The organism is Pseudomonas sp. NFACC02, from assembly GCF_900110765.1.
GTDB lineage: Bacteria > Pseudomonadota > Gammaproteobacteria > Pseudomonadales > Pseudomonadaceae > Aquipseudomonas.
Genome location: NZ_FOEO01000041.1, coordinates 16,727 through 39,138 on the forward strand (window position 1 = coordinate 16,727; position 22,412 = coordinate 39,138).

General features: G+C 59.4%; 16 protein-coding genes and 2 pseudogenes. 9 read left to right on the plus strand and 9 right to left on the minus strand.

Annotated features, from left to right (window positions below):
- Nucleotides 1-324 precede the first annotated feature (324 nt).
- The 4 genes from BMY73_RS22975 to BMY73_RS22990 form a co-directional block, all read right to left on the minus strand.
- On the minus strand, nt 325-1,089 hold the full coding sequence (locus BMY73_RS22975) for an amino acid ABC transporter ATP-binding protein (RefSeq protein WP_062386562.1): 765 nt from the start codon (nt 1,087-1,089) through the stop codon (nt 325-327).
- Between the two features lie 10 nt (nt 1,090-1,099).
- Nucleotides 1,100-2,197: an amino acid ABC transporter permease gene (locus BMY73_RS22980; RefSeq protein WP_092410001.1), complete on the minus strand. Its 1,098-nt coding sequence runs from the start codon at nt 2,195-2,197 to the stop codon at nt 1,100-1,102.
- Nucleotides 2,198-2,207: 10 nt separating this feature from the next.
- Nucleotides 2,208-3,389 (minus strand): amino acid ABC transporter permease, encoded by a 1,182-nt coding sequence (locus BMY73_RS22985; RefSeq protein WP_092410003.1) that lies wholly within the window; start codon nt 3,387-3,389, stop codon nt 2,208-2,210.
- Nucleotides 3,390-3,454: 65 nt separating this feature from the next.
- On the minus strand, nt 3,455-4,486 hold the full coding sequence (locus BMY73_RS22990; protein WP_062386568.1) for an amino acid ABC transporter substrate-binding protein: 1,032 nt from the start codon (nt 4,484-4,486) through the stop codon (nt 3,455-3,457).
- 489 nt (nt 4,487-4,975) lie between these two features.
- On the opposite strand from BMY73_RS22990, the gene BMY73_RS22995 reads away from it, so the two are divergent.
- Both BMY73_RS22995 and rhlB read left to right on the plus strand, forming a co-directional pair.
- Nucleotides 4,976-5,632 carry an alpha/beta hydrolase gene (locus tag BMY73_RS22995; RefSeq protein ID WP_092410005.1) on the plus strand — a complete coding sequence of 219 codons (657 nt, stop codon included), beginning with the start codon at nt 4,976-4,978 and terminating at the stop codon, nt 5,630-5,632.
- A 278-nt stretch (nt 5,633-5,910) separates the two neighbouring features.
- Nucleotides 5,911-7,209, plus strand: a pseudogene (gene rhlB / locus BMY73_RS23000) (ATP-dependent RNA helicase RhlB); the annotation flags it as partial.
- Nucleotides 7,210-7,330: 121 nt separating this feature from the next.
- Here the strand turns inward: rhlB and moaE are convergent.
- From moaE to BMY73_RS23025, 5 genes and pseudogenes are all read right to left on the minus strand, one after another.
- Entirely contained in the window at nt 7,331-7,780 is a 450-nt protein-coding gene (gene moaE, locus BMY73_RS23005; protein ID WP_062386576.1) for a molybdopterin synthase catalytic subunit MoaE, read from the minus strand.
- Between the two features lie 2 nt (nt 7,781-7,782).
- Complete coding sequence (locus tag BMY73_RS23010; RefSeq protein WP_092410007.1) at nt 7,783-8,034, minus strand: MoaD/ThiS family protein; 252 nt, start codon at nt 8,032-8,034, stop codon at nt 7,783-7,785.
- Nucleotides 8,031-8,516 carry a cyclic pyranopterin monophosphate synthase MoaC gene (moaC, locus tag BMY73_RS23015; protein ID WP_062386582.1) on the minus strand — a complete coding sequence of 162 codons (486 nt, stop codon included), beginning with the start codon at nt 8,514-8,516 and terminating at the stop codon, nt 8,031-8,033. Before moaC ends, BMY73_RS23010 begins: the two co-directional genes overlap by 4 nt.
- A 196-nt stretch (nt 8,517-8,712) precedes the next feature.
- On the minus strand, nt 8,713-10,107 hold the full coding sequence (locus BMY73_RS23020; protein WP_092410009.1) for a PhoH family protein: 1,395 nt from the start codon (nt 10,105-10,107) through the stop codon (nt 8,713-8,715).
- A 427-nt stretch (nt 10,108-10,534) separates the two neighbouring features.
- Nucleotides 10,535-11,698, minus strand: a pseudogene (locus tag BMY73_RS23025) (polysaccharide deacetylase family protein); the annotation flags it as partial.
- A gap of 288 nt (nt 11,699-11,986) precedes the next feature.
- On the opposite strand from BMY73_RS23025, the gene yaaA reads away from it, so the two are divergent.
- The 7 genes from yaaA to algG all read left to right on the plus strand — a co-directional run bounded on the left by yaaA (nt 11,987) and on the right by algG (nt 22,412).
- Complete coding sequence (gene yaaA, locus BMY73_RS23030; protein WP_092410011.1) at nt 11,987-12,766, plus strand: peroxide stress protein YaaA; 780 nt, start codon at nt 11,987-11,989, stop codon at nt 12,764-12,766.
- Between the two features lie 916 nt (nt 12,767-13,682).
- Nucleotides 13,683-14,999 (plus strand): nucleotide sugar dehydrogenase, encoded by a 1,317-nt coding sequence (locus tag BMY73_RS23035; protein ID WP_062386592.1) that lies wholly within the window; start codon nt 13,683-13,685, stop codon nt 14,997-14,999.
- A gap of 131 nt (nt 15,000-15,130) precedes the next feature.
- Nucleotides 15,131-16,612, plus strand: coding sequence for a mannuronan synthase (gene alg8, locus BMY73_RS23040; RefSeq protein WP_062386595.1), 1,482 nt, complete (start codon nt 15,131-15,133; stop codon nt 16,610-16,612).
- 51 nt (nt 16,613-16,663) lie between these two features.
- Nucleotides 16,664-17,836, plus strand: a complete 1,173-nt coding sequence (locus BMY73_RS23045) for an alginate biosynthesis protein Alg44 (RefSeq protein WP_062386598.1) — start codon at nt 16,664-16,666, stop codon at nt 17,834-17,836.
- A gap of 2 nt (nt 17,837-17,838) precedes the next feature.
- Nucleotides 17,839-19,251: an alginate biosynthesis TPR repeat lipoprotein AlgK gene (gene algK, locus BMY73_RS23050; RefSeq protein ID WP_092410013.1), complete on the plus strand. Its 1,413-nt coding sequence runs from the start codon at nt 17,839-17,841 to the stop codon at nt 19,249-19,251.
- Nucleotides 19,248-20,753: an alginate export family protein gene (locus BMY73_RS23055; protein WP_062386603.1), complete on the plus strand. Its 1,506-nt coding sequence runs from the start codon at nt 19,248-19,250 to the stop codon at nt 20,751-20,753. Before algK ends, BMY73_RS23055 begins: the two co-directional genes overlap by 4 nt.
- A 27-nt stretch (nt 20,754-20,780) precedes the next feature.
- Nucleotides 20,781-22,412 carry a mannuronan 5-epimerase AlgG gene (gene algG / locus BMY73_RS23060; RefSeq protein WP_092410015.1) on the plus strand — a complete coding sequence of 544 codons (1,632 nt, stop codon included), beginning with the start codon at nt 20,781-20,783 and terminating at the stop codon, nt 22,410-22,412.

Below are 22,412 nucleotides of genomic sequence, written 5' to 3' on the forward strand. Positions count from 1 at the left end.
AGCTCCCACAGTTACAGTTCTGACCCGGATGTGCGCTGCCGCAACATTTGTGGGAGCCGGCTTGCTGGCGAATGCCGCGGATCAGCAACATCAACAGTGAATGACCCACCGCATTCGTCCGAGTGCGGCCCAGACCCTCGTAACCTCGGACGGCACCTACAGGGATTGCGGCGTTTCGATGCTTGGCGGTATTCAGCACAACCTGTGGGAGTGAGCTTGCTCGCGAAGGCGGTGTCTGAATCCGGATCCTATCGGGCGGCTGCATATCCCAAAACAAAAACCCGGACACAAGGTCCGGGTTCTGAGGGTGTTACCGCTGTTGACTCAGTGCAGGATCTGGCTGAGGAACAGTTTGGTGCGGTCGCTTTGTGGGTTGTCGAAGAAGTCGTTAGGGGCGGCTTGTTCGACGATTTCGCCTTTGTCCATGAAGATCACGCGGTTGGCCACGGTGCGGGCGAAGCCCATTTCGTGGGTCACGCAGAGCATGGTCATGCCTTCTTCAGCCAGACCGACCATGGTGTCCAGTACCTCTTTCACCATTTCCGGATCGAGCGCCGAGGTGGGTTCGTCGAACAGCATGATTTTTGGCTTCATGCACAGGGCGCGGGCGATGGCCACACGCTGTTGCTGACCACCGGACAACTGACCCGGGTACTTGTGCGCCTGCTCTGGAATGCGTACGCGCTCCAGGTAGTGCATGGCGATCTCTTCCGCCTTTTTCTTCGGCATCTTGCGGACCCACATTGGCGCCAGCGTGCAGTTCTGCAGGATGGTCAGGTGCGGGAATAGGTTGAAGTGCTGGAACACCATGCCGACCTCGCGGCGGATGGTTTCGATCTGCTTCAGGTCCGACGTCAGCTCGGTGCCATCGACGATGATGCGCCCTTGCTGGTGTTCTTCCAGACGATTCAGGCAGCGAATGGTGGTCGACTTGCCCGAGCCCGACGGGCCGCACAAGACGATACGTTCGCCCTGACGCACGTTCAGGTTGATGTCTTTCAAAACGTGGAACTGGCCGTACCACTTGTGTACGCCTTCCATCCGGATCATGCCTTCGGCGCCCAGAGGCTTGCTGATAGCTTCACTCATCACATAACTCCTAACGCTTGTGGCCTGTGTCCAGCTTACGCTCCAGATGCATGGAGTAGCGGGACATACCGAAACAGAAGATCCAGAACACCAGGGCCGCGAACACGTAGCCCTCGGTCGCCATGCCGAGCCAGTTCGGGTCGGCGGCAGCTTGTTTGACGCTGTTGAGCAGGTCGAACAGGCCGATGATGATGACCAGGCTGGTGTCCTTGAACAGTGCGATAACCGTGTTCACCAGGCCAGGAATCACCAGCTTCAAGGCTTGAGGCAGAATCACCAGCCCCATCCGGCGCCAATAACCCAGGCCCATGGCCGCGGCCGCTTCGTACTGACCTTTGGGAATGGCCTGCATGCCGCCACGCACCACCTCGGCCACGTAGGCCGACTGGAACATGATCACGCCGATCAGCGCGCGCAGCAGTTTGTCGAAGTTCATGCCTTCAGGCAGGAACAGCGGCAGCATCACCGAGGACATGAACAACACGGTGATCAGCGGAACGCCGCGCCAGAATTCGATGAACGTCACGCACAGCACACGGATGGCTGGCATTTCCGAGCGGCGACCCAATGCCAGCACCACGCCCAATGGCAAAGCACCCGCGATACCCACGGTGGCGATGACCAGCGTCAGCATCAGACCGCCCCATTGACTGGTCGCCACATTGACCATGCCGAAGATCCCGCCATGCAGCAGGAAGTAAGCAACGATCGGGTAGATCACCAGAAAGCTCAGGCCGTAAACCGCTTTGCGCGGCATGGCTTTGATGAACAGCGGCGCCGCGCCGATGATTGCCAGCCAAACGGTCAGGTCGACCCTCCAGCGCAGCGCTTGCGGGTAGTACCCGTACATGAACTGGCCGAAGCGCTGTTCGATGAACACCCAGCAGGCACCCGCCTTGGTGCAGTCGGCGCGGGTGGTGCCCACCCAGTTGGCGTCGAAGATTGCCCAGCTCAGCAACGGCGGGACGACCAGCCAGATCAGGTAGATCGCGAAGAGGGTCAACAAGGTGTTGATCCAGCTCGAGAACAGGTTCTGGCGCATCCACGCCACAGGGCCGAAAACTTTGCTCGGCGGCGGCATGTCAGGTTTGAAAGTATGGGATGTCATGCGCGTTTCCTCACCGCTCGATCAGCGCAATGCGCTTGTTGTACCAGTTCATCAGCAGGGAAATGCTGATACTGATCGCCAGGTACACGCTCATGGTGATGGCAATGACTTCGATGGCCTGACCGGTCTGGTTCAGAACGGTACCGGCGAACAGCGAAACCATTTCCGGGTAACCGATACCGGCCGCCAGCGACGAGTTCTTCGCCAGGTTCAGGTATTGGCTGGTCAACGGGGGAATGATCACCCGCAGGGCTTGCGGGATGATGACCTTGCGCAGGGTCGGGCCCGGGCGCAGGCCCAGCGAACGTGCGGCTTCGGTCTGGCCATGGCTGACCGACTTGATGCCCGAGCGCACGATTTCGGCGATGAATGCCGCCGTGTACACCGTCAGGGCCAGGGTCAATGCCAGCAGCTCGGGGATCAATACCCAGCCGCCCACGAAGTTGAAGCCTTTGAGTTCCGGCATTTCCCAATGCACCGGCGCACCGAAGATCAGCGCGCACAGCGCCGGGATCACGATGAACAGGGCCAGGCCCGCCCAGAACTTGTGAAACGGTACGCCCGTGGCTTCGAAACGTTTGTTCGCCCACCTGGCCATGAGCACGATGGCAACGATGGCCAGCACGAGGCTGATCACGAACGGCCAGGTGGCGTCGTTGGTGACGGCCGCCGGCATGTTCAGACCACGGCTGCTGACGAAGAATGTTCCCATGAAACCATGCGCCGCCCGTGGCCCCGGCAAGGTCAGGAACACCGCGAAGTACCAGAACAGGATCTGCAACAACGGCGGAATGTTACGGAAGACTTCGACGTACACCGTCGCCAGCTTGTTGATGATCCAGTTGTTCGAAAGACGCGCTACGCCGACGATAAAGCCGAGCAGTGTCGCGAGAATCACGCCGATGAATGTCACCAGCAGCGTGTTGAGCAAACCGATGACGAAGACCCGCGCGTAGCTGTCCGATTCCGTGAACGGAATCAGGTGCTGCGCGATGCCGAATCCGGCGCTGTTTTCAAGGAAGCCGAAACCTGAGGTGATGCCCCGGTGTTGCAGGTTGGTTTGAGTGTTATTGAACAGATACCAACCCATCGCGACTACAGCGATAACCGTGATTATCTGGAATAGCCACGCACGCACTTTGGGATCGCTGAGGGATAGCCTCTGCTTTGGTGCGCTGATTTGATTTTGCATGGAGTGCCCCGGAAGAAATGCAACGAAGTGCCCGGCGACGGATCACGTCGCCGGGCACAGGTCAATCAGCGCACTGGTGGCGCGTATTGAATGCCGCCGTTGGTCCACAGAGCGTTCATGCCACGGTCGATTTCCAGAGGCGTGGTTTTGCCCAGGTTCTTCTCGAAGATTTCGCCGTAGTTACCGACCTGCTTGACGATCTGAACAACCCAGTCCTTCTTCAGTTTCAGCTGTGGGCCGTATTCACCGTCAGCCCCCAGCAGACGCGCGACGTCCGGGTTCTTGGTGGACTTGGCTTCGGCTTCGACGTTTTTCGACGTGATGCCCGCTTCTTCAGTGTTCAACAGCGCGAAACCCACCCAGCGAACGATGGCGGTCCAATCGTCGTCACCACGGGCAACAACCGGTGCCAGAGGCTCTTTGGAGATGGTTTCAGGCAGAACGACGTAGTCTTTCGGCGAAGCCAGCTTCGAGCGCTGTGCGTACAGCTGCGATTTGTCGGAGGTCAGCACGTCGCAACGGCCGGATTCCAGCGACTTGGCGCTTTCGTCGGAAGTGTCGAAAGTGATCGGGGTGTATTTCAGATTGTTGGCGCGGAAGTAGTCGGAAACGTTCAGTTCGGTGGTGGTACCGGCCTGAATACAGATGGTCGCACCGTCCAGTTCCTTCGCACTCTTCACGCCCAGCTTGCTGTTGGCCAGGAAGCCAACGCCGTCGTAGTAAGTGACGAAGCCAGGGAACACCAGGCCCATGCTCGCGTCGCGGGAGCTGGTCCAGGTGGTGTTACGCGACAGGATGTCGATTTCGCCGGACTGCAGCGCAGTGAAACGCTCTTTGGCGTTCAACTGGCTGAACTTGACCTTGGTCGCGTCACCGAACACAGCTGCGGCGACAGCGCGGCAGAAGTCCGCGTCGATACCTTGAATCTTGCCGCTGGCATCAGGTACCGAGAAACCTGGCAGACCGTCACTCACGCCGCACTGGATGAAGCCCTTCTTTTGGATGGCATCCAGTTTCGCGCCCGCTTGAGCGAAACCGGTCATCCCGAGTGCTGCTGCGGCGGCCACTACAGCCAGGGTGGATTTCAACATCTTCATTCAAACCTCCAGTTTGCTCTTTGTTGTGTAGGAGCTTTAGCCCCGTCGCACCCTTGTGAGGCATTAATGACCCCTGCTGGCTTGTTTTTGGGTCATGCGACGTAAGACCCGAACCCGAAACCGGTGTCTTGCGTTTCGTCCACCGCGCCTGCGGGTTCGATTTGGTCAAGCGGACTGAAGCCCCATGATGTCCTTGAACCTCGAGGTCCAAAGCGAATCGTGCATGGAATCCCGATCAATGGACGCCGTGCTGCCCCGACGTAACAATAGGCTGGATAATTAATGGCCCATTAGTGTTACCGACTGAGGTGAGCGCCTTCACTCCGCGGGATGTGTAGCAAAGCCCGTACCACCATGCTGGCAAAGTCGAATTAGCGACAGGTCAAGATCAAAACTTGTACCCTTGCGACATCTTCTTTCATATATGAATCGGCTCACGCACCGCGTTAAAGCGCTGCAGCAGAGCCATCGCACACAAATGGAGCGCACATGAGTGACCCCCTGATCATCGAGCCGGAAAAAACCGCCGATGCCTGCGTCATCTGGCTGCATGGCCTGGGCGCGGACCGTTACGACTTCTTGCCTGTTGCAGAGATGTTGCAACAGACGTTGCTGACCATGCGTTTCGTCCTGCCGCAGGCCCCCACCCGTGCCGTCACGGTGAACGGCGGCTATGAAATGCCAAGCTGGTATGACATCAAGGCCATGAGCCCGGCGCGCGCGATCGATCGCGATCAGTTGGAGGGTTCTGCGCAGCGCGTACTGTCGCTGATCGACGCGCAGCGAAACAGCGGCATCGACCCTGCACGCATATATCTCGCCGGATTTTCGCAAGGCGGCGCGGTGGTTCTGCATGCCGCCTACTTGCGCTGGGAAGGCCCGCTGGGTGGTGTTCTCGCACTGTCGACCTATGCACCAACGTTCAGCGATGAAATGGAGTTGTCCGCGAGCCAGCAGCGCATTCCGGTGTATTGCTTGCATGGTAGCCGCGATGAAGTCGTCCAGAACGCCATGGGCAAAACGGCTTACGACCAATTGAAGGCCAAGGGCGTCACCGCGACATGGCAGGAATACCCAATGGGCCACGAAGTGTTACCGCAAGAAATTTCCGACATAGGTGTCTGGCTCGGGGATCATCTGCGCTAAAACGCCATTTGTGCCTTTCATTTGTCTGGCGGATTTGGTATGGCACTACGCCGCGCCGGGTTCTTGCTTTACACTGCCCGGCGTACACTCCTTAATCAATCGACGAGATGACCGTGCTCAAAGCACTTAAAAAAATGTTCGGTAAAAGCGAGGCTGAGCAGCTCGCACCCGCTGCTCCCCTCCCCGCATCCAAAAGCCCGACCGAAGGCTCATACCGGGAAATGACCTCACCCGTCGCGCCCACGGCGCAAGCAGAGGCGTCGCGTCAACCCGCCGCTCCGCGTCCCAGGGCCGAACGCCCTCGTCGTGAGCGCGCCCCTAAACCTGTCGTCGCGCCCTGGAAAGTCGAAGACTTCGTGGTCGAGCCGCAGGAAGGTAAAACCCGCTTTCATGATTTCCCGCTCGCCCCCGAGCTGATGCACGCCATCCAGGATCTGGGATTCCCTTACTGCACACCGATTCAGGCCGGTGTCCTGGGCTATACGCTCAAGGGCAGGGATGCGATCGGTCGCGCGCAGACCGGCACGGGCAAAACAGCCGCGTTTCTGATCTCGATCATCACGCAACTGACCCAGACCCCGCCGCCGAAAGAGCGCTACATGGGCGAGCCCCGTGCGCTGATCATCGCGCCGACCCGCGAACTGGTCGTGCAGATCGCCAAAGACGCTGCGGCACTGACCAAGTACACCAACCTGAACGTCATGACGTTCGTCGGTGGCATGGACTTCGACAAACAGCTCAAGCAGCTCGAAGCGCGTCACTGCGACATTCTCGTGGCGACGCCCGGCCGCCTGCTGGATTTCAACCAGCGCGGTGAAGTGCATCTGGACATGGTCGAAGTGATGGTGCTGGATGAAGCCGACCGTATGCTCGACATGGGCTTCATCCCTCAGGTGCGCTCGATCATCCGCCAGACTCCGCACAAAGGTGAGCGCCAGACGCTGCTGTTCTCGGCGACGTTCACCGACGACGTCATGAACCTGGCCAAGCAATGGACCACTGACCCGGCGATCGTCGAAATCGAATCGCTGAACGTCGCCAGCGACACCGTCGAACAGCACGTCTACGCCGTCGCGGCAGCAGACAAATACAAGCTGCTGTTCAACCTGATCAACGACAACGGTTGGGAACGCGTGATGGTTTTCGCCAACCGCAAGGACGAAGTGCGTCGCATCGAAGAGCGACTGGTGCGCGATGGCGTCAACGCCGCGCAGTTGTCGGGCGACGTCCCGCAGCACAAGCGCATCAAGACGCTGGAAGGCTTCCGGGAAGGCAAGATTCGCGTACTGGTGGCCACCGACGTGGCAGGTCGCGGGATTCACATCGACGGCATCAGCCACGTGATCAACTTCACGCTGCCGGAGGTGCCGGACGACTACGTGCACCGTATCGGCCGGACTGGTCGCGCGGGCGCCGACGGCGTTTCCATCAGCTTCGCCGGTGAAGACGATTCGTATCAGTTGCCTTCGATCGAAGAAAAGCTGGGCCGCAAGATCAGCTGCGAAATGCCGCCGGCTGAGTTGCTGCGTGCGGTAGTGCGCAAGCCACGGGCGCAGCCAGCTGCGGAATCCGAATAACACTTCTGCCCTTGTAGGAGCGCGCTTGCCCGCGATGAGATCGTGCCAGCGATATCTATCTAACTGACACACAGCAATCGCAGGCAAGCGCGCTCCTACAGTATCGAGCTAAAGCGCGGCTTTATTTCCAGCGATCCGCCGCCCGGTGATCGCTGTCACGCCCTTCTACCCAGCGCGGGCCTTCTGAGGTGTTCTCTTTTTTCCAGAACGGTGCGCGGGTCTTCAGATAGTCCATGACGAAATCACAGGCTTCGAACGCGGCCTGGCGATGAGCGCTCGCGACGCCGACGAACACGATCGGCTCGCCCGGCTCCAGTGCACCAACACGATGCAACACATCGATCTTGAGCAGCGGCCAGCGCTGCTGCGCTTCTGCGGCGATCTTGCCCAGCGCCTTTTCGGTCATGCCGGGATAGTGTTCGAGAAACATCCCGGCCACTTCTCGCCCATCGTTGAAATCCCGCACGTAACCGACAAAGCTCACCACCGCGCCAACACCGACGTTGGCGTCGTGCATCGCGTTCACCTCTGCGCCCGGGTCGAACGCCGTAGCCTGTACCCGAATGGCCATCTTCAACCTCCGGTCACGGTCGGGAAGAAGGCCACTTCATCGCCCGCTTCAACGGGCTCGTCCAGCGAGCACAGTTCCTGATTGCGAGCACACATGATGTTCTGCTCGGCCAACACGTCCCAAACCCCACCGCGAGCGAGCAAATGCTCACGGATCGCGCCAACGGTGGAGAAGCTGCCTTCCAGATCCTCGCTTTCGGTGCCCAGCGTCTCGCGGAACCGGGCGAAGAACTGAACCTGCACGTGAATGGTCATGACGCCTCCACCTGTTCATCGGCCACGAAGTGCCCGCTTTTCCCGCCGAGCTTTTCCAGCAACCGCACGTGCTCGATGACCATGCCACGATCAACGGCCTTGCACATGTCATAGATCGTCAGCGCCGCAACGCTGGCGGCGGTCAGCGCTTCCATCTCCACGCCGGTCTGCCCCGACAGCTTGCAGCGGGCCACGATGTGGACGGTATCGGCGCCTTCGGCGCTGAGCTCGACCTTGACGCTGGTGAGCATCAACGGATGACAAAGGGGGATCAGATCGCTGGTTTTCTTCGCCGCCTGAATGCCGGCGATGCGCGCGACGGCAAACACATCCCCTTTCGGATGCCCCCCGGCAACGATCATTTGCAGGGTTTCGGGCAGCATGCGCACGCGGGCTTCGGCCACGGCTTCACGGGATGTCACCGCTTTGTCGGTGACATCGACCATATTGGCGCGACCTTGGGAATCGAGATGAGTAAGCACGGAATGACTCCTGGACAGGAGTCGCGATTGTAACGCTAGTAAAAGTCCACAGATACTCCGCCGTGCCGCGATGCGCTTCTGGCCGAAGGCCGTGGGAGCCGGCTTGCTGGCGAGTGCGTTGTACACATCAACATTGACGTATCTGATCGAACGCTTTCGCCAGCAAGCCGGCTCCCACAGGTTTTACGCAGCGATCTTACAGATGACTCTCCGCGTATTCAGCCAGGATCGAGCGTGGAACCCCTTGCAGGGAGATGTGCACGCCGTTGGGGAAATCCTTGAAGCGCTCCGTCAGGTAAGTCAGGCCGGAACTGGTGGCCGACAGGTAAGGGGTGTCGATCTGCGCCAGGTTACCCAGGCAGACCACTTTGGAACCGGCACCGGCACGGGTGATGATGGTTTTCATCTGGTGCGGTGTGAGGTTCTGGCACTCGTCGATCAGAATCAGGCTTTGCTGGAAACTGCGGCCTCGAATGTAGTTAAGGGATTTGAACTGCAACGGCACCTTGCTGAGGATGTAGTCGACACTGCCATGGGTGTTTTCGTCGTCCATGTGCAGCGCTTCCAGGTTGTCGGTAATCGCCCCCAGCCAAGGTTCCATCTTCTCGGCTTCGGTGCCGGGCAGAAACCCGATCTCCTGATCCAGACCCTGCACGCTGCGGGTGGCGATGATGCGGCGATAACGCTTACTGACCATCGTCTGCTCGATGGCAGCGGCCAGGGCCAGAATGGTCTTGCCGGAACCTGCGGCGCCCGACAGGTTGACCAGATGAATGTCGGGATCGAGCAACGCGAACAGCGCCAGCCCCTGGTAGATGTCACGCGGTTTCAGGCCCCAGGCTTCCTGGTGCAGCAGCGGCTCCTGGTGCATGTCCAGCAACAGCAACTCATCCGGTTTGACGCCTTTGACCCAGCCGACGAAGCCCTGCTCGTCGATGATGAACTCGTTGATGTGAACGGCCGGGATCTGCTCCGTCATTTGCACTTTGTGCCAGGTGCGGCCATGGTCCTGGCGCGTGTCGACCTTGCTGACGCGATCCCAGAAGGAACCCGTCATGGTGTGATAGCCGCGCGACAGCATCGACACGTCATCGACCAACTGGTCGGTGCTGTAGTCCTCAGCCGCGATTCCGCAGGCGCGCGCCTTCAGGCGCATGTTGATGTCTTTGGTGACCAGCACGATGCGCAGGTCCTTTTTGCGCGCATGCAGATCGATCAACTGGTTGATGATGATGTTGTCGTTCAGGTGCTCGGGCAGAAGGCTGTTGGGCTCTTCGCGCTTGCTCATCAGGATGGACAGATAACCCTTGAAAACGCCTGTACCGCGATCAATCGGTACGCCTCGTTCGACCTCCTCCGGGGTCGCTTCGCCCAGTGTCTTGTCGATCAGCCGTATAGCCTGGCGGCATTCCGCGGCGACCGAGTGTTTGCCCGCCTTGAGCTTGTCCAGTTCTTCGAGGACCGTCATGGGGAGTGCAACGTGGTGTTCTTCGAAATTCAGCAGCGCGTTTGGATCATGAATCAGTACATTGGTATCGAGCACATAGAGGATTGGCTGGTTAGTGGAAGGGGTGCGTCCGTGGTCATCCATACTCGCTCACCTTTGTAGTAGCCAGGTAACGCGACACACAAGCGATATCGCGCTACGGAAAGGCCGCCGAGGCTCTCTCCTTCAGGCAGGAGAGAAGTGCGCAAAGTGGGGTCTGGGTGACGCCACCTGTGTTGCAGGGTTCGGCGGTCTGCTGTCGTAATACCGCAAAACCGATGACATAAAAAAGCGTTTTAAGCGGAATTTGAAGTTTATTTCACAGCGTGACGAATAGCCCTTGGCGGATGGTTCGCACGCGTTTACAGTCGGAAGTCCGGTCGGGAGGAAATCCTCAGAAAAATCCGACCGATCCTCCCTTCTCGCCGTCCTATTCCCCTTGTTTTGCGGGCTCTTGAGCCTGATCAGTCGACGGCTGACTGGCATCCGGGGTTTGACCCTCCGACTGTTCGTCCTCAGGTTCGTCAGCAGCTTCATCTTCGGGCTCGGCCTGATCGGTTTCGTCCGACAGTTGCTGCGGATAAATATGACAGTCCTCCCACACCACACCGCTTTGCGCAGTATTGGCCATCAGCCATGGCACAGCCTGTTGCGGTTTGTCGGTGCTGTCGTGGAACACGATGTTTCCACGGCGCCACAAGAGCATCAGCGTCAGTACCCGGTGCGCGGCCTGCTCGGCGCTGATGCGGCCGGTTGCATCCTGAGAATCGATATTCCATAGAGAGACGCGAAGCTGCTGATCACGGAAAAACGGTGCGCTATCGGCCCGGCGATGTCCGTACGGCGGCCGAAACAGCGGCACGAAATTGTCGGGCAGGGTCTGCTGCACCAGCGCGGCACTGCGTTCGACCGAGTCCTGCCAGTCCTTCCAGTGCGCGTGCGAACGGTACTCCCAGCCTTGCAGCCCTACACATTGCTGGCGATACAACGTTTGCAGCGCTTGCGCAGAACTGGCGTCCAGTCGGGTTTGCAGGTTCTTGCCCAGCACGAAGAACGTGGCGTTGATCTTCTGCTGACGCATGAAATCCGCCAGCCAGTCGGTGGCGCCGTCTGCAACGCTGGGGCCACTCTCGAAATTGAGCAGGAACGTGCGGTCGGGCATTTCTTCGCCACTCAACTCGTCCGAGTTGTAGCGCTCGACCTCGCTGCTGGTCTGCGGAAACAGCGCCGCCATGCGCAGCAGTTCATTCAGGTAACGCTGATTGAAGGCATCGGCTGGAGCAGCCCAGCGCGCATAAAAGGAATCGTCCGCGACTTTGTACTCGGCTGCGCGCTGACGCAGCATCGGTACGTCGTCGACCAACACGCAGAACGAGGCATCGGCTTCGCAGGACTTCTCTGCGGCTTTCCAGTTCTCGAACAGCCGCGTCCACAGCCGGTTACGGATCACGTTTACCGTGGCCACGTTGATTTGCCGCAACCCTAGACGTTCGGCCAACTGGATGTCGCTGACGTTTTCACTCTCGAGCAACTGATGCGCGAAACTCAGAATCTCTGCCCGGGAGGCCACATCGAACAGTTGCGGGGTCTCCAGGACCTCCGGCCAGACACTGCGATCCATCGTCGCAATCTCTCCGGTCGCCGCCTGTGCGTTGAACGCCAGCAGACAGGCACCGATCAATAACGGCATGCGCAAAACGACGTGCTCCCAATCCTTGAACAAAGAGGCCGAAACCGGCGAGGCACTATAGCGGATTTGATGGCGGCTCCCCGAATCCTGAATTCATGCTCAGCCCTGTAGGAGCGCCTGGCCTGGGCCGCATCCAGGATTGCAGTGTGTCAGTCATCTCTATATTGGCGGGCATACCGCAATCGCGGGCAAGCGTGCTCCTGCATGTACTGCGATTTCCCTATCATCACCATAGCTGGAGTCATCCGGGCACAACCCCTAGAATCGCCCCCACGATTAAAGGAGAAGCCCCGTATGCTGATGGTGATATCCCCAGCCAAGACCCTCGATTTCGAGACACCGCCCACCACCGAGCGCTTTACCCAGCCACAGTACCTGGACCACTCACAGGAACTCATCACCCAACTGCGCGAGCTCACCCCGTCGCAGATCAGCGAGCTGATGCACCTGTCGGACAAACTGGCTGGCTTAAACGCTGCGCGCTTCGGCAGCTGGACGCCCGCGTTCACACCGAGCAACGCCAAACAGGCGCTGCTGGCCTTCAAGGGCGACGTGTACACCGGTCTTGCCGCCGACACCCTGAGCGACACCGAACTCGACTACGCCCAACAGCACCTGCGCATGCTCTCCGGGCTCTACGGCCTGCTGCGTCCACTTGACCTGATGCAGCCGTACCGTCTGGAAATGGGCACCAAACTCGCCAACGCCCGCGGCAAAGACCTGTATGCGTTCTGGGGCAACCGGATCAGTGAATGGCTCAACGAAGCGCTGGCCGAACAGGGCGATGACGTGCTGTTGAATCTGGCCTCCAACGAGTATTTCTCTGCCGTCAAACGCCCAGCGCTCAACGCTCGCGTAATCGACACCGAATTCCGCGACCAGAAGAACGGCCAGTACAAAATCATCAGCTTTTACGCCAAAAAAGCGCGCGGCATGATGAGCCGTTTCGTCATTTCGGAGCGCATCAGCAACCCGGAACACCTGAAGCAGTTCGACGTGCAGGGGTATCGGTACGCAAAAGAATTGTCCACAGCGGACAAGCTGGTCTTCCTCCGGGAAGAATCCGCGGTGTGAATGACCTGAAAAAGGGCGCGCCCCGCCCTTTTTCATCTTTACGATTCGAACGAGTGTTCATCCTTCCCCTTGGGCCTCCTGCCCGCCCCTCAAAAAAACATTGGAAAAACCATCCAGTCAGATGGATTTCAAAGTTCCATAATTGCGGTTTGAACAGACGAATGGTGTCAATGCCAAACAGTTGGCGCCAATAAAAGAACAATCCAACGGCCTCGATGTTTTTTCTCAAAAATTTAACAACTTTTTTGAGTGATGGCACTTTGCTGCTTTTCAATGATGGCACTCTTACATGCACCGCGCCCTACCCCTTTATAACTAAGGACCAAACGGAAACTGCCATCAGAGTGCAACTATGCGATTTACGAAACGTATTTCAAAAAATCTCAAAAAGAGGACGAGCGGCCAGGAACTTATGGGGAATGCCCATGCTCCTACATCCCGTAACAATTCTCGTCCATCTTGTGAGACATCTCTTACATACGGACTAGAGGGATCTGAAAGTTGCTATCAAGTAGTTAGACCCCATGGTCGTTATGGTTCGTGCAAGGAGAGAACGCACCAAACTAGTTGAGGTAAATCGAGCAAGCACCAACGCGGTGCCTGCAGCCACTGACGAGCAAGATAAGACTGAATCATGGCTAGAAGCCTTGAGCCAGAGGCGCGGCAGCGACTCGCAACCATCCGCCGGAGTGCTATGCCATATCCCAGATCGGGAACCCATATATTTATATGCGGACGACTCGACGCTTTTGATCTGTAACATTCGGGGTCGCTTCAGAAAACAAGGCGCCCAACTTTAAATTCTGCCTGCGCTTGGTTCACGACATTAACTTGCCGTGCGAACGAGTGCGCGAAAGTTGTAAGACAGTTCTTAATATCCAGCCAACTAATGGCGTGAAAAATCGAGGAGATTACGATGCATATCAGCATCTTTGGTTTGGGCTATGTCGGTGCAGTATGTGCTGGTTGCCTCTCGGCGCGTGGTCATGATGTTGTCGGCGTGGATATCTCCAGTGCCAAGATCGACCTGATCAACCAGGGCAAGTCCCCGATCGTGGAACCGGGTCTGGGCGAACTGCTCGAAACCGGTATCAAAACCGGCAAACTGCGCGGCACCACGGACTTTTCCGAGGCCATCCGAGCGACTGACCTGTCGATGATCTGCGTCGGCACGCCAAGCAAGAAAAACGGCGACCTGGAACTGGACTTCATCGAGTCCGTCTGCCGCGAAATCGGCTTCGTACTGCGTGAAAAAACCTCGCGTCACACCATCGTCGTGCGCAGCACCGTTCTGCCGGGCACCGTCGCAAACGTTGTCATCCCGATCCTGGAAGATTGCTCGGGCAAGAAAGCCGGCGTCGACTTCGGCGTTGCAGTGAACCCTGAGTTCCTGCGCGAAAGCACTGCGATCGCAGACTACGATCATCCTCCAATGACCGTGATCGGCGAATTCGACAAGGCGTCCGGTGACGTTCTGCAATCGCTGTACGAAGAGCTCGACGCACCGATCATCCGCAAGGACATCGCGGTCGCCGAGATGATCAAGTACACCTGCAACGTCTGGCACGCGACCAAGGTCACCTTCGCCAACGAAATCGGCAACATCGCCAAGGCCGTCGGAGTCGATGGCCGCGAAGTGATGGAAGTGGTCTGCCAGGACAAGGCCCTGAACCTGTCGCAGTACTACATGCGTCCAGGCTTCGCATTCGGCGGTTCGTGCCTGCCGAAAGACGTTCGCGCCCTCACCTACCGCGCCAGCTCCCTGGATGTGGAAGCGCCACTGCTCAACTCCCTGATGCGCAGCAACGTGTCCCAGGTCCAGAACGCCTTCGACATCGTCGCGGCAAGCGACACCCGCAAGGTCGCGCTGCTGGGTCTGAGCTTCAAGGCCGGCACTGATGACCTGCGTGAAAGCCCACTGGTCGAACTGGCGGAAATGCTGATCGGCAAAGGTTTCGACCTGAGCATCTACGACAAGAACGTCGAATACGCTCGCGTCCACGGCGCGAACAAAGAGTACATCGAGTCCAAGATCCCGCATGTCTCTTCCCTGCTCAACTCGGACTTCGACGAGGTCATCAACAACTCCGACGTGATCATCCTCGGTAACCGCGACGAACGTTTCCGCGCACTGGCCAACCAGGCGCCAGCCGGCAAACGCGTCATCGATCTGGTGGGCTTCATGAAAGGCACCACCTCCGAAGACGGTCAGACCGAAGGTATCTGCTGGTAAGAAGCAGCGGCACGCGGCAAGCCACAAGCTGCACGTTTCAAGTCCATGTCCCGAGCCACAAGCGTTCACCCGCTTGCGGCTCGAGGCGTGGGGTTTGCAGCTTGGTTGCAACTGACTCAGGGACCTCCATTATGCTCAGGCTAAAACACGGCTTTCTCCAGGCCGCAGGTTGGCTGTTTTATTTAAGTGTGCTGGCCGCCATTGCGATGGCGCTGCCGGTCACGCTCTTCGACTCACAGTCGAAGGACTTTATTTTCCTGATCGGGATCGTCGGTATCTGGCGTTACTCGATGGGCGCAACGCACTTTGTGCGCGGCATGATCTTTCTCTACATCGTGTATCCGCACCTGCGCCGTAAAGTGCGCAAGCTCGGCAAGGCCGCTGATCCATCGCACGTGTTTCTGATGGTCACCAGTTTCCGTATCGACGCGTTGACCACCGCTCAGGTGTACAACTCGGTGATTCAGGAAGCCATCGCCTGTGGTTATCCAACCACCGTGGTGTGCTCGCTGGTCGAAATGTCGGATGAGTTGCTGGTCAAGGCAATGTGGGCCAAACACAACCCGCCGCCACACGTGACCCTGGACTTCGTGCGCATCGCCGGTACCGGCAAGCGCGACGGTCTGGCCTTCGGCTTTCGCGCCATCTCGCGCCACATGCCGGATGACCGTGCCGTGGTGGCCGTGATCGATGGCGACACCGTGCTGGCCGAGGGCGTGGTCCGCAAAACCGTTCCGTGGTTCCAGCTGTTCGACAACGTCGGCGGCCTGACCACCAACGAGTTCTGCGAAGTGCGCGGCGGCTACATCATGAGCGAATGGCACAAGCTGCGCTTCGCCCAGCGCCACATCAACATGTGCTCGATGGCCCTGTCCAAGCGTGTACTGACCATGACCGGTCGTATGTCTGTGTTCCGCGCCACCGTGGTCACCGATCCGGACTTCATCGCGGACGTCGAAAGCGACTCGCTGCAGCACTGGCGCCTGGGCCGCTTCAAGTTCCTGACCGGCGACGACAAATCGAGCTGGTTCAGCCTGATGCGCCTGGGTTACGACACGTTCTACGTGCCGGACGCTGCCATCAACACGGTGGAACACCCGCCGGAGAAGAGCTTCCTCAAGGCCAGTCGCAAACTGATGTATCGCTGGTACGGCAACAACCTGCGCCAGAACTCCCGCGCGCTGGGGCTTGGCGTTCGCCGTCTCGGTGTGTTCACCAGCATCGTGTTGTTCGACCAGCGCGTATCGATGTGGACGTCGATTCTTGGCCTGACCGTGGCCCTGATCGCCAGCTTCAAATATGGCGTGGCGTTCCTGCTGATCTACCTGCTGTGGATCGGCATCACCCGCTTCATTCTCACGTTGTTGCTGTCGTGTTCCGGGCACGCCATCGGCCCGGCTTACCCCGTGATTCTCTATTACAACCAGATCGTCGGTGCGCTGATGAAGATCTACGTCTTCTTCCGCCTCGACCGTCAGTCCTGGACCCGCCAGGACACAAAACTGAGCCGCGACATGGCCAGCTTCCAGGGTTGGTTCAACACCTGGTCGTCTCGAACCATGACTTTCTCGGCTGGCAGCATCTTCGTTGCCGTACTGCTGACAATGGTCTGACGGGTCTCTGACCGAACAATGGATCAACTCGATTAATCAGGAATTAGCGCCATGAATACAGCCGTGAATGCGAACGTCGTCCATGAATCCGAAGCCCAGCGCCAACACGCCCGGGTCAAGATCCCAGCCAAATTGCGCCTGCTCAATGGCCAACCAAACGCGCCACTGGTGCGTGTCGAAGACCTCTCTGCCGGCGGGCTGAGCTTTGTCGCACCGGCCGGCGTGAAGTTTGCTGCCGGCCAGGTCATCAAAGGTCGTCTGCAATTCCTGATCGATAACCTGGGCCTGGCCATGGACGTCGAACTTCAGGTTCGCGCCATCGACGCCACCAGCGGCCGTATCGGTTGCCAGTTCCAGCACCTCGAAGCTCAGGACATCGCGACCCTGCGTCACCTGATCACCTCTCACCTGTCCGGCGACATCGTCAGCATGGGCGAAGTGCTTGCCACCCTGCAGCGCGACAACTTCACCAAAGCGCGCAAGAAAAAAGACAGTGGCAGCGGCCTGAGCGCCTTCGGTCGTCTGCGCGCGGTGACGTTCAGTGCCGGTATTTTTGTCGTCGGTCTGGCCGCGTTCGGTTTCGTCGCCAAGTCGGTCTACGGCATGTACTTCGTCAGCCACTCGACCTCCGGCCTGGTCAGCGTGCCGACCATGGACGTGACCATGCCGCGTGACGGCACCGTGACGAGCCTGGTTGCACCGAATGGCGAGGTCGCCAAAGGCGCTCCGCTGGCGTCGTTCAATACCAGCATGCTGGACGTGCTTAAGGGCAACCTGGACCCGGACGAATTGCAGCCGGCAAAAATCGAAGAGCTCTTTGGCCGTCAGCTCGCCGGTACATTGACCAGCCCGTGTGACTGCGTCGTCGGCAAGCAAATGGTTGCCAATGGTCAGTACGCCGCCAAAGGCGATGTGATCTTCCAGATGGTGCCGCGCAACACGCCGGCCACCGTCGATGCGCGCTTTACCTACCGCCAGTTCGCCGACGTCCAGCCAGGCGCCCGGGTGAGCTTCCAGGTGGCCGGCGAGCAGGGCACTCACAGCGGCAAGATCGTCAGCTCCACGGCCTTGAGCCCGGCTGACCTGTCTTCCGACATGCGCGTACAGATCCAGCCTGACGAATCGCTGAGCAGCTCCCTGGCCGGCCGTCCGGTGGAAGTCGTCAGCGATCGCGGTCCGTCCCTGAACTGGCTGATCGACAAAGCCACGGCCGCAGGTTTCTAAGCATGGCTAGCCCACTACGAAGCTTGTCAGCCCCTACGTTGTTGAGCCTGGCGATCGCCATGGGTCTTGGCGGTTGCGCCGGCCTGCCCGATCAACGCCTGGCCAATGAAGCCCTGAAACGCGGCGATACCGCGACGGCGGAGCAAAACTATCGACAACTGGCGGACCTGGGTTATAGCGATGCACAGGTAGGTCTGGCGGACATCCAGGTCGGCACACGCGACCCGGAACTGATCAAACAGGCCGAAGCGACATATCGCGCAGCCGCTGAAACCTCGCCTCGCGCGCAATCGCGTCTGGGCAAACTGCTGGCGGTCAAACCCAACGCCACCGAAGCCGAGCAACGCGAAGCCGAGGGCCTGCTGAAGAAAGCGTTCGCCAACGGCGAGACCGGCACGCTGATCCCGCTGGCGATGCTCTACCTGCAATACCCGCACACGTTCCCGAACGTGAACGCGCAGCAGAAGATCGACGAGTGGCGCGCCTCGGGTTACCCGGAAGCCGGTCTAGCCCAAGTGCTGCTGTATCGCACGCAGGGCACCTACGACCAGCATCTGGCCGAAGTCGAAAGCATCTGCAAACAGGCGCTGCGCACCAACGACGTTTGCTACATGGAACTGGCGACGGTTTACCAGAAGCGTGGCGAAGCGGACAAGCAGGCCGCGTTGCTGGACCAGATGCAAAGCGGCTATGCCATGGGTACCGTTCCGGCGATGCGCGTGGACACCGTCGCTCGCGTACTGGCGGATTCGACCCTCGGCAAGCCGGACGAAAAGACCGCTCAGCAGTTGCTGGAAAACGTCGCCCCGTCCTACCCCGCCTCCTGGGTCAGCCTGGCGCAGTTGCTGTACGACTATCCCGAGCTGGGCGACGTCAACAAGATGATGGAATACCTGGACAACGGCCGCGCGGCGGACCAACCCCGCGCCGAGTTGCTGCTGGGCAAGGTGTATTACGAAGGCAAGCTGGTCCTGCCGGATGCGAAGAAAGCCGAGGAGCACCTGCTGAAGGCGGCGCCGACGCAACTCTCTGCCCATTACTACCTGGGCCAGTTGTACCGCCGTGGCTACCTCGGTCATCCCGCTCCGCAGAAGGCCGTCGACGAGTTGCTGACCGCCGCGCGCGGCGGCCAGAACAGCGCCGACTTCGCCCTCGCTCAGTTGTTTTCCCAGGGCAAGGGCATCAAGCCAGACCCGGTCAACGCCTGGGTGTTCGGCCAGCTCGCTCAGACGCAAGGCACGCCGCAGGCAGCGGACCTTGCGCAGCAACTCAACGATCAATTGCCGCCTGAGAAGCGCGCCCAGGCGCAGAGCCTTCTCCAGCGAGAACAGCAGGTCCGTGGCACCACGGCGCAGAACGCGCTGGCCTTGCAGACCCTGCAAGAAGAAAAAGACGGCGAGGACACACCTCTATGAAGCTTAAGTTGAACCCTCTGATGGCGGCCGGGCTCGGCCTGGGTTTCTCCCTGCTCTGGGCCACGCCGACATTGGCTGCCTTGACCGAAGACAAGAACTTCGGCATCGAAGTAAAGGCCACCGGCCAGATGGAAGATGACCGCGACCTGGGCACCCGCAGTGGCGGCGATGTCAACGGTATCGGTCTGGACCTGCGCCCGTGGATGTACGGTCAGTGGGGCAACTGGAGCGGCTATGCGATGGGTCAGGTGGTCACCGCCACCGACACCATCCAGACCGACCCGCTGGACCAGCAGGCCACCGACGCCAACGGCCAGACCACCCAGCGTGTCCGCAAGACTTCCAGCAGCCGTGAAGTGGACGACAGCTACGCAGCGTTGCGCGAATTCTGGGTCGGCTACAGCGGTTTCACGCCCTACCCCGGCGAGATCCTCAAGTTCGGTCGTCAGCGCCTGCGCAATGACGACGGACAATGGCACGACACCAACATCGAAGCGTTGAACTGGACGTTCGACACCACCCTGCTCAAGGCAGAAGTGGGCGCGGCCCAGCGCTTCAGCGAGTACCGCACGGACCTGACCGAACTGTCGGCCGAGGACAAGGATCGCCAACACCTGTTTGGTGACGTGGAGTACCAGTGGACACCGGGCCAGTGGGCCGGCGTTCGTGCTCACCACAGTCACGATGGCGGCAGTCTGAAACATCCGGGCGAATCCGTGGACGATCTGGACAAAACGACCCGTGGCGACCTGACCTGGCTGGGCATTCAGGCCAACAGCGATGCGTACAACTACCGCAACCTGAACACCGTCAATTACTGGGGCAGCCTGACCTGGCTGACGGGTGATCGCGATCGCCTCGCCACCACCTACGACTCCACGGCCGATCAGTATGTCGCTGGCAACAAGAACAACGAGAACGTCAATGGCTGGGCCACCGACCTCGGCCTGCGGTTCCGTCTGGACCCGATGTGGCAAGTGGGCGGCGCCTACTCCCGCGCCAGCAAGAACTACGAACAGAACGGCCTGGAAAGCAACCGCTCGAACTGGACCGGCACCCGCTCGCGCGTGCATCGCTTCGGTGAGGCGTTCCAGGGCGAAATGGCCAACGTTGAATCCGGGTCGCTGTTCGCGTCCTGGCAGATGCAGGACCAGTACGACGCCTCGTTGATCTACCACAAGTTCCGTCGCGTAGACGGTCACGCCGGTATCGGTGGCGCAGGGGTCAACCCGGCGCGTGAGAACGTCGATTCCGATGGCATCAGCACGTTCGACTCCCTGCCGCTGGAAGACGGCCGCAAGGACCTGGGTCAGGAAATGGACCTGGTCGTGACCAAGTACTTCAAGCAGGGCTTGCTGCCTGCTTCGGTGAGCCAGTCGTTTGACGAGCCGTCGGCCCTGATTCGTCTGCGCGCAGGCGTGTTCAAGCCTGGCGATGCCTACCACAGCGGCGTGGACGATTACATGCACCGCGCCATCGTCGACGTTATCTGGCGCTTCTGATGCAAGCCGCGATAGGAGTGCAATGAGATGAACAGCCAAGCAAACAGTGTGCGGCAACGGGCATGGCCCCACGCGCTGCTGGAAAGCGCAGTACTCAGCAGCGCCTTACTGCTGGCAAGTACCGCCGCCATGGCCAGCACCGCGCCGGTAGCCCCCGCTGCCGCCGCGCAACCGGCTGCCGGTGAAGAAGTGGTCAAGGGTCTGCATCAGGCGAAAACCTACACCATCTCCAGCCCGCCTACCGGCCCGCTGATGATGGACAAGCCCAAGCTGCCAGACCTGTCGGGCTACACCCAACAGGCCATGCAGAAGAAAATCGTGCGCACCAAGGCGGCAAAGGTTTCGATTCGCCGCATGATGCAGGAAGACGCGCTGAAGGAGTTCATCGGCGGCGATAACAAGATGTCCGAATGGGTGGCCCGTCAACACGGCATCCCACAGGCGATCTTCATCGACGACGGTTACATCAACTTGCAGGAGCTCGCGAAAAAGGTGCCTAAACAGTACCTGAGCGAAACCTCGCCAGGGGTTTTCCTGGCGCGGCTGCCCATCGTGGTCGGCAAGAAAGGCATCCTTGAAGTCGACAAAAAAACCAGCGAACTGCGCCTGTCGCAGGAGGCCGGTGCGTTTCTGGTCAACGACAACCAGCTGTTCGTGATGGACACGAAACTGACCGGCTGGAGCGAGAAAGCCAACGGTCCGTCGACGTTCAAGGCGCCGAAGGAATTCCGCCCGTTCCTGCTGTCCTGGGGCGGTACCCAGACCTACATGTTCAACACCAAAGTGGCGAGCCTGGGTTACAACAACAGCAAGTCGTACGGTCTGAGCATTTCGCAGTACACACCGAACATGAAGGCGCAGATGAACCGTCCGGATCCGACCGGCTGGATCGTCAATTCCGAGTTCTCGGACATGTGGTACGGCTACTACTGCTATGAAACCCGTGACTTCGTGGTCAAGGGCAACACGTACCGCGACAACATCGTCTACGGCATCGACCCGCACGACCGTTCCCACGGTCTGATCATCGCCGAGAACACCGTCTACGGGACCAAAAAGAAGCACGGGATCATTATTTCCCGTGAGGTGAACGACAGCTTCATCATCAATAACAAGAGCTACGAAAACCACCTCTCCGGCATCGTGCTTGACCGTAACAGCGTGAACAATCTGGTGGCGTACAACCAGATCTACCGCAACCGCACCGACGGCATCACGCTGTATGAAAGCGCCGACAACCTGCTGTGGGGCAACCATGTGTTCGCCAACAAACGTCACGGCATCCGGGTCCGCAACAGCACCAACATCAAGCTGTACGAAAACCTGGCCATCGGCAACGGCCTGATGGGCGTGTACGGGCACATCAAGGACCTCTCCGACACGGATCGCGACATCAAGCTCGACCCGTTCGACGCCGAGGTGTCGCTGATCATGGTCGGCGGCGAACTGACCTCCAACGGCTCCGGCCCGCTGTCCATCGATTCACCGCTCAGCGTCGAGCTGTACAAAGTGTCGATGCTGGCACCGACCAAGAGCAGCGGGATCAGCTTCAACGGCGTACTGGGTGAACGCCAGGACGAAATCCTTGATCTGCTGGTCCGCCAACAGAAAGCCGTGTTGATCGACCCGGTCGAAAGCCAGAAACAACTCCGGGACTGA